This window comes from Shewanella pneumatophori, assembly GCF_023283895.1.
GTDB classification, from domain to species: domain Bacteria; phylum Pseudomonadota; class Gammaproteobacteria; order Enterobacterales; family Shewanellaceae; genus Shewanella; species Shewanella pneumatophori.
The window spans coordinates 190,422-203,905 of the sequence record NZ_JAKILB010000004.1 but is presented as its reverse complement, the minus strand read 5'-3'; the positions used below and the strand labels follow the sequence as shown (position 1 = coordinate 203,905).

The window sequence follows — 13,484 nt, the reverse complement described above, 5'->3', positions numbered from 1 at the left end:
AGCTGGATCTAACATAAATTATGAGCAATACGTTTCACACAATTGGTCTAATCGGTAAACCTAACCATAAAGGGACGACTCAGACCCTGAAAAGGTTACACCATTGGCTGAGCATGCAAGGTTACAAAATACTCGTTGAAGAAAGAGTCGCCGGAGAGCTCGGCCCACTCGCACAGTCAGTCGACTTATTAGAGATCGGCAAACAATGCGATTTAGCCATTGTAGTTGGTGGTGACGGTAATATGCTTGGCGCTGCTCGTGTACTCGCTAGATTTAATATCGGCGTTATTGGTGTTAACCGTGGCAACTTAGGCTTTTTAACAGACTTACCACCAGATTCATTCGAAGAAGCGCTATCAAAAGTACTCGAAGGTGAATTTGAAATCGAACAGCGTTTTTTGCTTGAAGCAGAAGTGCATCGCCATGGCGAACTAAAATCTAGCAATACAGCAGTAAACGAAGCAGTGCTTCACCCGGGTAAAATTGCTCATATGATTGAGTTTGAAGTCTATATCGATGACAAATTCATGTACAGCCAACGTGCCGATGGTATGATTATTTCAACGCCTACCGGTTCAACAGCGTATTCTTTATCTGCTGGCGGCGCGATCTTAACGCCTAATCTAGCGGCGATGATTTTAGTCCCCATGTTCCCGCATACGCTTTCATGCAGACCGATAGTGGTTGATGCCGCCAGTATTATTAAGCTCAAAGTGTCGCCTCATAACGGCGATAACCTTGAAGTAAGCTGTGATGGTCACGTGCATCTGTCTGTATTACCTGGCGATGAGATCATCATTAAGCGCAGTGAAGAAACCTTAAGACTCGTACACCCTAAAGGCCATAACTACTTCCACGTATTGCGGACTAAACTTGGCTGGGGAAGTAAGTTATTCTAATACTGCTTATTTAGCCGATGAACATTATAGATAAGCGGGCTAAAGCATTTGCGATATTTGAATATTGCCAAAAAACTCAACACAAATGGTAACCTACACTAAGGCGCTAATCCTAAGCCAAACAAAACCGACAATAAGCAATTATTGTCGGTTTATTTCCTCTCCTGCTTTTGTTCTGTAAATTTCAGCCACAGGCTGTTATCTACAAACCAATCTCCTCTGCAGTAAAATATAAAGCCATTACAGCCCAATCTAACTTAGCTAACAAATATAAAGAAACAACTAATATAAAACAGTGACTTAAAAATAATATGTCCAATTTGATATATTTACACCAAACAGCAGCGTGACACGGATCACGCCGGAATTGAGCGCTCGCGTATTTACTTTCTATCGTTAATGAAACATTTAGATCAAACCAACACGATTTGGCGCCAAAATAGCTACAAATTTTTAGCTTCTCATCCATTTTTTAGCTTTTGCAAGCAAAACCACCACCTAGGCAACATTTAGCACTCAATGAATAGCGATCAAGATCACATAAGCGCAAAGCAGGCAATTGTGATGGATCTCACAAATGGCATTATCTAAGTCAATCGGGTATCAATATGATCCAGATCATCTTTGTTAAATCCCATATGCCGTTTAGTACACACGCTGCCGATCATAACTAGAACTTCAAAGCGGTTTAGGTAGCTACGAAAAAGTACGCCACTCAAAACAAACGAGGCAAGCATGACCTTTATTCAACTACTCGCCAGCTTAACTCCAATCATCAGCGTAATGCTGTTTCTCGTCCTCTTGCGAATGCCTGCATCGAGGGCAATGCCAATATCTATGGTGTTTACCGGCCTTGCAGCTGTATTTATCTGGCAAATGGACACCACCTTTTTAGCCGCCTCAGTTGTGGAGGGCTTATTGTCAGCGATAACTCCACTGACGATTATTTTCGGTGCAGTGTTCTTACTTAATACCCTTAAATACTCAGGAGCAATGGACACCATTCGCGCAGGCTTTACCAACATTAGTGGTGACGCTCGCGTACAGGTGATTATCATCTGTTGGCTATTCGGCTCATTTATTGAAGGTTCGGCAGGCTTTGGCACCCCAGCCGCAATTGGTGCACCGCTTTTAGTACTGCTGGGTGTGCCACCTATTGCAGCGGCAGTTGTTGCGCTTATCGCTGACTCTACTGCTGTATCGTTTGGTGCTATTGGCCTACCTGTACTATTTGGTATTGAGCAAGGGTTAACCCAAGGCGGTACCAATATGGCCGCCGAGCAAATAGCGCAACATGGCGGCAGCTTTGCTGATTTCGCGCAATTTATTGCTATGCATATGATCACCATTGATCTATTTACCGGGACACTTATTCCGCTAGTGATGGTGGCAATACTAACTGGTTTCTTTGGCCGTAATAAATCGTTTAAAGAGGGTTTAGCTATTTGGAAGTTTGCCCTATTTGCAGGCCTTGCCTTTACCGTTCCAGCTTGGTTGATTAACTACTTTGCTGGCCCTGAATTTCCGTCAGTGATTGGCGCGCTTGTGGGCATGGCTCTTGTTATTCCAGTCGCCAAGAAAGGTTACTTATTACCAAAGCAGCAATGGAATGATTTTGCTGCAAATGATGGTCAAGCGCGTCAAGAGCTAGATACTGATGTTAAGTTTTCGCAGCTAGCAGCATGGTCGCCTTACTTAATTATGGCGGCGTTGTTAGTACTATCTCGCACCGTTGCACCACTTAAAGCTTGGTTATCTAGCTTTAATATCAGCTGGAGCGGATTGCTGGGGACAGAGCTAAAAGCTGGCTTTGCGACCCTGTATGCGCCAGGTGCATTCTTTGTGCTGGTATGCTTTTTAGGTTTCTTCCTATTTAGAATGAAGTCTCCTGCGATAAAAGAGTCTATCTCGGTATCATGTAAATCTATGGTGCCAACAATTATCTCCCTTGGCGCATCAGTGCCTATGGTCAAAATCTTTCTTAACTCTGGCGAAAATGCATCCGGTTTAGCCTCTATGCCTGTGGCACTTGCTGATACCTTGGCTAGCAGTATGGGCGCTGTCTGGGCATGGGTCTCACCGATTGTTGGCATATTTGGCGCATTCCTTTCTGGCTCTGCCACCTTCTCAAACATGATGTTCTCAGGGCTGCAATATAGCGTTGCCGACAATATTGGTGCTAACCATGCACTTATTCTAGCTATGCAGGGCATTGGCGCTAACGCAGGTAACATGATGTGTGTAATGAATGTTGTCGCTGCGGCAACGGTTGTTGGCATGGCAGGGCGTGAATCAGAGATCATCCGTAAAACTATGCCAGTCGCCTTAGGCTATGCTTTAGTCGCGGGTACGATTGCGGCGCTTTGGGGCGGATTTTAATCACCAAAGCCCTATACCAAGCAATATAAATTAAAAACAGAATAATAATATCGAAAAGCCGCATGAGCAGCGGCTTTGTTCACCCAAATTAAGTGTGTGAGAAAAGTTAATGTCGATTAATTATGAAGCAGTATTAAGAGATTTACGTAAGCAAGTCGGTGAAAATGCAGCAACCAATGATCCTGTCCGCCGTTTTGCTTGGTCAACTGATGCCAGTTACTTTCGAATCGTGCCTGAAATAGTGGTGCACGCCGATACCTTAGAGCAAGCTAAACGTACATTAGCTATCGCCCGCACTTATGGCGCGCCGGTGACTTTTCGCGCTGCGGGAACCAGCCTTTCAGGCCAAGCAATTGGTGAAGGTATTTTGTTAATTCTTGGCCACGATGGTTTTCGAAAATTAACCGTTAGCAAAGATGCCTCACAAATCACTTTAGGTACTGCCGTAATTGGTGCCGATGCCAATGCGGCATTGAAGCCATTAAATAAAAAGATAGGCCCTGATCCAGCCACCCTCGCCTCTGCCAAAATTGGCGGCATAGTCTCGAACAATGCCTCAGGTATGTGCTGCGGTACCGCGCAAAATAGTTACCAGACCATTGCCTCTGCAAAATTGCTGTTTGCTGACGGCACAGAACTTGATACTGGCTGTGAAACATCAAAAGCTGCTTTTACCCAATCGCACCCACAGCTTTTACAACAGCTAATTGAACTGGCGCAGTTAACAGTTAATAACACGACTCTTGCGGCGCGTATTCGTAAAAAGTTCTCCATTAAAAATACCACTGGCTATAGCCTTAATGCACTAGTGGATTTTAGCGATCCTTTTGAGTTAATTAACCATTTAATTGTCGGCGCTGAAGGTACGCTAGCTTTTGTTGAAGAAGTGACTTACAACACGGTTGATGAAGCGCGTTTTAAAGCGTCCGCCATGGCAGTATTTTTCAATATGGAAGACGCTGCTCGCGCCGTGCCACCAATTGTTGGCGATAGCGTGGCGGCAGCCGAACTGCTGGACTGGGCATCTATTAAAGCGGTAACCGGTAAAGCGGGTATGCCAGAATGGTTAGCTCAGCTACCTGAAGGCGCTGCTATCTTATTGATTGAGTCCCGCGCCAATGATAAAGCCACATTAGACAGCTATACCCAAGACGTTATCGCTAAACTTGCTCATATTGAAACCGAACGCCCTATTACCTTCAGTGATGACCCTGCTGTATTTGGCCAATACTGGGCAATGCGCTCAGGTTTGTTTCCAATTATTGGCGGTGAGCGTCCTAAAGGCACCTCAGTTATTATTGAAGATGTGGCCTTTGAGCTGGAACACTTAGCCGCCGCTGCTAATGATTTAACTGAACTATTCCACAAGCATAATTACTCTGAAGGGGTGATATACGGTCACGCTCTTGCGGGTAATTTCCACTTCATTATCACGCCAACATTCAACTCACAAGCTGACATCGAGCGCTTCCACGCCTTTATGCAAGACGTGGCCGAAATGGTGATTAATAAGTACGACGGTTCAATGAAAGCCGAGCACGGTACAGGCCGCGCAGTGGCACCTTTTGTTGAAATGGAATGGGGAAGCGATGCTTATACCTTAATGAAGCGTATTAAGCAGATCTTTGACCCAGAAGGATTATTAAACCCTGGGGTTATTCTTAATGACGATGAACAAATTCACGTTAAAAATATCAAACCTTGCCCTGTCGTCGATGACTTAGTCGATAAGTGTATTGAATGTGGTTTTTGCGAAAAGACCTGCCCTACATCGGCACTTAATATGTCGCCGCGTCAACGTATTGCAACATTGCGTGAGATCGAGCGTCTAGAGCAATCTGGCGACAAACAAGCTGCGAGTGAAATGCGCGCCGCAGCCAAATATGACGTAGTGGATACCTGCGCGGCCTGTCAGCTTTGTACTATCGCCTGCCCGGTTGATAACAGCATGGGCAACCTGGTACGCAAACTCAGAACGCCTTACATCAGCACCACTGAACAAAAGGTTTTGGATTTTCAAGCCAAGCATTTTGGCGCTGTAAACCAAGTCATTAGCACAGGATTTAATGCCCTTGGCACAGTCCACAAAATTACCGGCAGTGCAATTACTGGCGCAATAATGAAAGCGGGCCGGGTAATCAGCAAAGAGGTGCCTTATTGGAACCCAGATTTTCCAAAAGGTGGCAAACTGCCAACACTTAGAGCGCCAATACCAGGTCAAGAAACCGTGGTCTATTTTCCTGCTTGTGGTGGCCGTACTTTTGGCCCTACGCCAAAAGATCCCGATAACCGCAGCTTACCTGAAGTGGTGGTCACCTTACTTGAGCGCTCTGGTTATAACGTTGTCACCCCAGAGAAAACTCGAGATCTGTGCTGCGGGCAAATGTGGGAATCAAAAGGCGACTTTAAAAACGCCGATGCTAAACGCAAAGAGCTGATTGAAGCGGTAGCCGCCATGACTCAGGGAGGCAAACTGCCGGTAATTATTGATGCACTGTCGTGTACTTACCGCACGCTAGCGGGTGATAAATCTCTAACCGATAAAGTTGAAATTGTCGATATGGTGGATTTCATCCATGACAAACTGCTTGATAAGCTCACCATCAATCGCAAAAAACCAGCCGTTGCCCTGCACTTAGGCTGTAGTGCACGCAAAATGCAGCTAGAACCAAAAATGGAGGCGATTATTGCGGCTTGTAGTCAACAAACCGTTCGCCCAGCAGGTATTGATTGCTGTGGTTACGCCGGTGAAAAAGGTCTTTATAAACCAGAAATTAATGCCAGTGCCCTACGTAACATTAAAAAGCTCATTCCTGTGGATGTTAACGAAGGCTACTATGCCAACCGTATGTGTGAAGTGGGCTTAACTCAGCACAGTGGCATTTCTTATCGTCACCTCGCGTATCTGTTAGAAGAGTGTACCCGTTGATAACCTAAGTAAAATAAGCGTATCAACCTCCGGTTAGGGGCAAATCTTGCCCCTAATCTTCTTCGCTCAAATAAAGCTTCAGCTCGCCCCTTACTCGATTACCCATTTTTAGACACCTCACCATAACTAAACCCTAAAAACAAAAGATTCCCCATATAATACAAACAGATAATCTATTTTCATTTTTGCAAAAATCACTCACTTTATTTGCTAAATTAGCACTACTTTTTACAGGGTTATCGGCCTATATTTGAACAATAAATAAAGGCGAATAACACGTTTAAAAGTCTGCTCATCGAGCCGGACTTTTTGCGGTTACTTTTTACGGCCATTTTCGCCGCTTAAAAATCGCTAATAATGTCAGCCCGAATAGATGAGAGAAACACAATGAAGATAGCCCTTTTCATTCCATGTCTAGTCAATCAAATGATGCCAGAGGTTGGGATAGCAACCTTAGAGTTACTCGAAAAACTTGGTCACCAAGTTATCTTGCCGCAAGGACAAACATGTTGTGGCCAGCCAATGACTAACTCAGGTTGTTACAACGAAGCCAAAAAAACCACCTTAAAGCTACTAAACGCCTTTAAAGGTGTTGAGTGCGACGCCATCGTCTGCCCTGCAGCTTCTTGTCTAGTTGCCGCCAAAGAGAACTTTCATGAGTTTGACTCAAGCCCTGAAGCCCAAGCTGTAATAGACAAGCTCTATGAGTTAACCGAATTTCTGCACGATGTTTCTCCTATTCCTGCATTTAGCAAACCCTTCCCGCACAAGATCAGCCTGCAAATGAGCTGTCACGGTATTCGTATGCTGGATTTAGCCACTCCGAGTGAACAAATGGGCCCACGAATCAACAAATTTGAAGCGGTACTGGCCGCCATTCCTGAGATTGAAATTGTCTATCCAGACAGACGCGATGAATGCTGCGGCTTCGGTGGGACTTTTGCGCTCGATGAAGGCGCTGTATCGGCGAAAATGGGTAAAGATAAAGCGCAAGCTCACGCCGAGACTGGCGCCGCTTATGCCGTAGGTTTTGATCCATCTTGCTTATTACATATCGATGGCATGGTGAGAAGGCAGAAACTGCCAATTGCAACTCGTCATATTGCTCAAATCATCAACGCTGCGCTTTAGGAGTTTATATGTCTAGTTCAACATCAGCTGTACATGCTCAAAAAGCGGAGATCTTTTGTAAAGATGAATCGCGGGTTGATTGGCACTCGAAAGCACTTTGGATGTTACGCGAAAAACGCGACCGCGCAGCTGGCAGCCTACCGGAGTGGGAACAACTGCGCCAAATAGGCTCAGAGATGAAACTGCATACCCTGACCAATTTAGCGCAGTATTTAGAAGAGTTTGAACAAAATTGCTTAATTAACAATATTCACGTCCACTGGGCTAAAGATGGCGCTGAGCACAACCGTATCGTGCATGAGATTTTAGCTAAGCATCAGGTCAAAAAGCTGGTTAAATCTAAATCCATGCTCACCGAAGAGTGCCATATGAATCCCTATTTGGAGCAGCATGGCATTGAAGTCATTGATACCGATTTAGGTGAACGCATTATTCAGCTAGCAGGCCAGCCACCATCGCACATTGTTGTACCTGCAATTCACTTGAAAAAAGAGGAAGTCGGCGAGCTATTCCACGCAAAATTGGGTACCGACGCTGGCGCTTCAGACCCTCTTTATCTTACCCGCGCCGCCCGTGCACATCTGCGTGAACAATTCTTGTCGGCCGATGCAGCCATGACGGGAGTGAACATGGCTATTGCCGATAAAGGTGCTGTAGTCGTGTGCACCAACGAAGGTAACGCCGACATGGGCGCTAACCTACCTAAGCTGCAACTGCACTCGATGGGCATAGACAAGATAGTGCCAAATATTGATAGCGCTGCTGTACTGCTGCGCACGCTTGCCAGAAATGCCACTGGCCAGCCAATCACCACTTACAGCTCGTTTTACCGTGGTCCACAAGACGGCGGCGAGATGCATGTGATTATTGTCGATAACGGCCGTACCGATATGCTCAAAGACAAAATATTAGCAGAATCGCTTAAGTGCATTCGCTGTGGTGGTTGCTTAAATACTTGTCCTGTATATCGCCGCTCTGGTGGTTACAGCTATAACTACACCATTCCCGGGCCGATTGGCATTGCAATAGGCGCGAAAAGTGATGACACCAACTCTATTCCTTGGGCCTGTACTTTATGTGGCAGCTGCTCTTATGTATGCCCTACTAAAGTGCCGCTAGACAAAATCATCCATCATCACCGCCGACTAAAAGCCGAAGCGGGTAAATTACCTTATGGTAAAGCCAGCTATATGCCGCTTGTGGGTAAGTTTATGGCCAGTGAAACAGCACTAAATTGCTCGATGAGCATGGCGCGCACTGCGCTAAAAATACTGCCGGGCAGTTTATTGAAACCTTTTTCTGGCGCATGGGGTAAATACCGCGAATTACCGGTAGCCCCCAACTCAAGCTTTGAAGCTTGGTTTAAGAAAAACAGAGGCTAATACCATGTCGAGTAAACACGATATTCTTAACGCGCTAAAAAGCGCGGCTATCGCGCCGCAAGCTATGCCGGTTATTAACATCAGTCCTCGTATTGATGATTTAGTTGGTCAGTTTGAAGCAAGCTTAAATACGGTTGCAGGCACTTTACACCGTGATGGCGGCTTAGCTCAGCTGCAAGCTCAAGTTGATGAGCATATTGCTAACGGTATGCAAATCATATCTATGGTTGACGGAATTAGTGCCAATCGCCAAGTTACCGAAACAGCTCACCAGCTAAAAGATATTGATTATGCGGTGATCCCGGGAGATTTAGCGGTTGCCGAGAATGGCGCAATTTGGGTCAACAATAAAAACCTTGGCCATCGCGTCACACCGTTTATCTGTGAGAATCTATTTCTAGTGGTTGATGCAAACAATATTGTGGCCAATATGCATCAAGCAGCGAGTCGTATAACCTTAGATTCAGGTGAGTTTGGTACCTTTATCGCTGGGCCATCAAAAACCGCAGATATTGAACAAGCACTAGTGGTTGGTGCACACGGCGCATGTAGCCTCAACGTGTATTTGGTTTAGTCAAAGGCCATAATTAAAAAACAAAAAAGCCCTAATTTTAATTAGGGCTTTTCAATCTATCTACACAAAACAACATACACAGACTAGCTCAGCTTTATCTTTTCTCGACATAGTAATCTAACTGAACTGTCACGTCTTTGGCTTCAACGGCTTTACCATCAACAAACTTAGGTGCATAACGCCACTGCTTTAATGCCAATAGTGATTCTTTCTTAAACTTAATGCCACCTTGTGTGTCGGTAACCACAGGGTCTTTAACAAAGCCCATTTTGTCTATGGTAAAACTCATTGTTGTACTCCCTGATTTCCTCGCTTTAAGGTAAGATATTGGGTAATCGGGATTTTTACGAAATAGCGGTGTCGGTTCAATATCCTCTTGCCAAGGCTTCATACTACCAATCGCAATACAATGCTGGGTAGACTTCTCGCTTTCGCCATCAAGCTCATAAATTTGCACTAACTTGGCATGAGCGGCCAGCTCATAAGGATGGTTATAATCAAGCTTTTGAAATTGCGTAATAACAGCTAAAAATAGCGCTTCAGATTCATCATAATCTTTTTCGGCAAAACGCACACTCGCTACCCTAAAACTATTGAGTACCCGCTTCATCGCATCTTCTGGCAGTAATTCACTGTAAATCTCATGGGCATCAAACGCATAATTACGGACTTTACGGGTATAATATTCTGAGTTAACTAAACGCTCAAAATAAGCCATCTTAGTATCAGCTATTACCATAGCATTATCAGAGTCTTCGGCGATATCGAGTGCATCATCGAGATATTCACGAGCATATTTTTTACTGCTGGCATCACTTAATCCCAAAAGTGGATCAATAAGCTCGATTGCATTGTCACCATAACGCTCACGGTAAATTTTTAGCGTCTCTTGGTAAAGCTCAAATGCCTGCGGTTGTAGCAGTTTTACTTTCTGCTTTACCTCTTTATCAAAGGTATTTTTAGGCATATTCGCAATTAACGCATTGGCAGCATTTAACGCTAAATTACCGGTGTTAATGCTATCAGCGCCAAACTTAGCCTTACCTAACTCATAAGACTGCAAGGCATAACGCTCTATGTCGGCTTTATTCTTGTCTGTTACTGCAGCTTGATAGGCTGAATAAGCGTCGTTAAACTCAGACGCATAAGTGGCTGTTGTTACTGTAAGCGCGCTCGTTAATATAGCAGCCTTAAATAACTTAGATTTTATTGAAGTGTTAAACATGAAAAGTCCTTATTTCATTGTTATACCAATCACTGTTGCTATTGGTTCTGCTTGTTTTTATCAACAGCTTAAATTTTACCCATGTAACTTTCGCATGAGGGGCAATGAAAATCAACAGCGGTTATTACAGCCACCAAGAGGCTATGCTTAATTAATGGCATGTTTAGTTTCCGTCTACGCCATCAACTTGCTATTAGTCCGTTTCATGACCCATGCCATCCACACCACTAAAATCGTGCTACATGTAGCGAGTGAAATCCATACACCTGTAACACCAAAAGCCCACGCAAACACATACAAAATGGCACTGAATAAAATGAGTTTTGCACCAGTTAAAATAGACGCTTCTTTTGAGTAATTTATTGCTTGAAAGAAAGATGCGCCAATTAACAGCATGCCTTCCATAGGTAATCCCCAAAAATACCAACGCATACCTTCAGTGGCTATTGGAGTCAGTAATGTATTATCTCCAGCAAAAATATACACAAATAGCTGCGGTACTGAATAGATAAATACCAGACCTAATGCCGCGCAGATTAAGGTCACTGAAAAGGCCAGTTTAAGCGTCTGCTTCACTCTATCGAAACGCTTAGCCCCCGCATTAAAACTTAAAATCGGCTGCACACCAAAAGCAATACCTTCAAACAATAAATAGAAAAAGGCTTCGGTATAGCTCACCACACTATAGGCAGCCACATGTATGGGTGTACCTACCTTTAAAAACGCCACGTTGTGCAGCGTCAGTACTACCGTTAGGTACATATTCATTAAAAAGCTTGGAATACCGACACGAATAATATTAATACAGTGGTCCAACTTAAGCTTCATCTGCTCAAGGTTAATACCTAGCTCGGTTCGGTTTGAGAAAAAGTGCTGTAAACAAAGCGCCCCCGTTATCGCTTGAGAAATCATCGTAGCAATTGCAGCGCCCATTAAGCCGTAAGGAAAAACCACAATAAGTAGCCAGTCGAGAATGGTATTAAGCACACCGCCTAAGATCAGTACAAAAGTAACAAAACCTGGGCGACCATCGTTACGTAAAAGCGCCGTAAACGCCATAGATACAATTGGAAATGTACCTAAGGCAAAATACCAAAATAGATAATCATCTGCACTGCTGAGTATTTCTCCTTCAGCGCCAAGCAACAACAAAATATCACGAGAAAAGTAGCAGCCAATCACCGTAGTAATAACACCAAAAATCAGGCATAAACTAAAGGTATTACCTAATATTTTGCGTGCAATATGCGGCTCACCTTGGCCTTGATGTATTGATACTAAAGCTGCTCCGCCCATGCCTAGCGTTGCACCAATGGCATAAAGAATAGCTGCAATGGGATAGGCTAAAATCATTCCCGCTAAGCCGACTTCACCTAGGTAGTGACCGATGAACATGCCGTCAATGGTGACGTATATACCTGTAACCAACATAGACAAAATAGTTGGAATACTATAACGCCAAAATAGTTTGTTAATTGGCTCGGTCACCATAGGTGACTCGCTGGCTTTTCGGCCTGCTACAGCTTGTGTTAACACTATTTCGCTCATGGATATCTCAACTTCTACTCTTAATCGGTTTACTTGTAATACATACTCATCACTGAGCTAGCAATTCAAACGAGAACTCAGCTCTAATAATGCAGCTTCAACCTGTTTGGCATCTATTTCATTAGTAGAGATCAACTCAATACGTGAGTCCATGGCATCATCGAGCTCAACAACCGATAACTCTGACTCCACACAATTAAAACCTGCGATCCCCTCTTCGGTGATCATTACCGCTTTCAAACGCATAAGCTGCTGATTTTTTACAAACATTAGCAGCTTATCGAAATCAAATTCATAGCTTGGGTCAAACACCCAGCCACAACTATAAAAGCCATCAGCTTGTTTTTGTCGACTCATAATTCCCCGCTCATCAAAAGGCACTGCTTGCAGCACTTCTTGCTGTTCTAGCGATGAGTGACCTGAGTCCAAAAATAGTGGAATGTTATTAGGCTCAATAAGCCTAGGCTTTACCAGTTGCACAGACTCTTGTTTTTGAGTCGTTACGGGTTTGATAGCACTTATTGTTGCGCCATTACTAACGCCTGCATGAGGCATTTCTAAAAGGCTCACCATAGAGGCATGCAACTCGCTGGCTGTATTTATACTCCAAGGCTGCACAGGCACTGTTTGTGACTTACCTTGTCTGTCACTATCTATCTCAGAACTAGCTTTCTCAGAATGAGCGCTCTTAGCATTATCTTTGAAGTGATTAACGTATTCAGTTAATTGCGCTAATAAGTCAGACTCATAGCAATCAGCTTTACTTGCTAGTACGACATCGGCCACTTGCAGTTGCTGATTAAAGATTTCGTGCTCTGTATATCGATTATCAGTTAGCTTTCTTGCATCAACCAGTGTGATACAAGCTTTCATTGCTAACACCTGCTGATAATGAGGCTGGGTAAGCACTCGCAGCACCTCTTGTGGATGTCCTAGTCCAGTTGGCTCGATTAGCAAACGGTCAGGTTTTGCCCTAGCAATAAGCTGATTAATAGCAACTTGCATTGGCAAACCTGCTGCGCAGCACATACAACCACCTGCGACTTGCTTAATCTGAACTTGATCTTGATCACGTCCAATCAATTCGCTATCGAGACCAATTTCACCAAACTCGTTGACCAACACCGCCCAGACTTCCCCTGCAGGTTTATTTTGTAATAAACTTTTGATCAAAGAGGTCTTTCCTACGCCTAAAAAGCCCGTAATGATATTCGTGGTAATAGGTTTTTGAATCATTTGGTCAACTCGTTTGTGGATTGCCCCAAGATTCTAATCGCTAATAGTCATAGAAGTCACGACCCCCTCCCTACCAATACCAATTTAAACAAACATTTTTAACCAATTGATATTCAGTCGCGATCTGAAGCCTTTGCTATGCTTATCAAAGGTAATCAAAGATTTGCCACCGAAGAGACAC

9 protein-coding genes are annotated in these 13,484 nt (G+C 44.1%); 6 read left to right on the top strand and 3 right to left on the bottom strand.

Translation table 11 applies throughout. The annotated features are described in order from the left end of the window. Positions 1-20 precede the first annotated feature (20 nt). From nadK to L2740_RS08040, 6 genes are all read left to right on the top strand, one after another. On the top strand, positions 21-899 hold the full coding sequence (nadK, locus tag L2740_RS08065) for an NAD(+) kinase (protein ID WP_248470928.1): 879 nt from the start codon (positions 21-23) through the stop codon (positions 897-899). Positions 900-1,634: 735 nt separating this feature from the next. Beyond that, positions 1,635-3,278, top strand: coding sequence for an L-lactate permease (locus L2740_RS08060; protein ID WP_248949525.1), 1,644 nt, complete (start codon positions 1,635-1,637; stop codon positions 3,276-3,278). Between the two features lie 109 nt (positions 3,279-3,387). Then, positions 3,388-6,207: an FAD-binding and (Fe-S)-binding domain-containing protein gene (locus tag L2740_RS08055; protein WP_248949524.1), complete on the top strand. Its 2,820-nt coding sequence runs from the start codon at positions 3,388-3,390 to the stop codon at positions 6,205-6,207. A gap of 387 nt (positions 6,208-6,594) precedes the next feature. After that, positions 6,595-7,338, top strand: coding sequence for a (Fe-S)-binding protein (locus tag L2740_RS08050; RefSeq protein ID WP_248949523.1), 744 nt, complete (start codon positions 6,595-6,597; stop codon positions 7,336-7,338). A gap of 8 nt (positions 7,339-7,346) precedes the next feature. Continuing rightward, positions 7,347-8,720 carry a lactate utilization protein B gene (locus L2740_RS08045; RefSeq protein WP_248949522.1) on the top strand — a complete coding sequence of 458 codons (1,374 nt, stop codon included), beginning with the start codon at positions 7,347-7,349 and terminating at the stop codon, positions 8,718-8,720. A 4-nt stretch (positions 8,721-8,724) separates the two neighbouring features. After that, the gene (locus L2740_RS08040; protein WP_248949521.1) at positions 8,725-9,294 is read left to right on the top strand and encodes a LutC/YkgG family protein; all 570 of its coding nucleotides are present in this window, start codon (positions 8,725-8,727) and stop codon (positions 9,292-9,294) included. Between the two features lie 94 nt (positions 9,295-9,388). Here the strand turns inward: L2740_RS08040 and L2740_RS08035 are convergent, their stop codons facing one another. The 3 genes from L2740_RS08035 to L2740_RS08025 all read right to left on the bottom strand — a co-directional run bounded on the left by L2740_RS08035 (position 9,389) and on the right by L2740_RS08025 (position 13,303). After that, a complete protein-coding gene (locus tag L2740_RS08035; RefSeq protein ID WP_248949520.1) occupies positions 9,389-10,519 on the bottom strand; it encodes an energy transducer TonB in 1,131 nt (376 codons plus the stop codon). Positions 10,520-10,693: 174 nt separating this feature from the next. After that, the gene (locus L2740_RS08030) at positions 10,694-12,010 is read right to left on the bottom strand and encodes an MATE family efflux transporter (protein WP_420833519.1); all 1,317 of its coding nucleotides are present in this window, start codon (positions 12,008-12,010) and stop codon (positions 10,694-10,696) included. Positions 12,011-12,124: 114 nt separating this feature from the next. Beyond that, positions 12,125-13,303, bottom strand: coding sequence for a CobW family GTP-binding protein (locus L2740_RS08025; protein ID WP_248949518.1), 1,179 nt, complete (start codon positions 13,301-13,303; stop codon positions 12,125-12,127). Positions 13,304-13,484 lie beyond the last annotated feature (181 nt).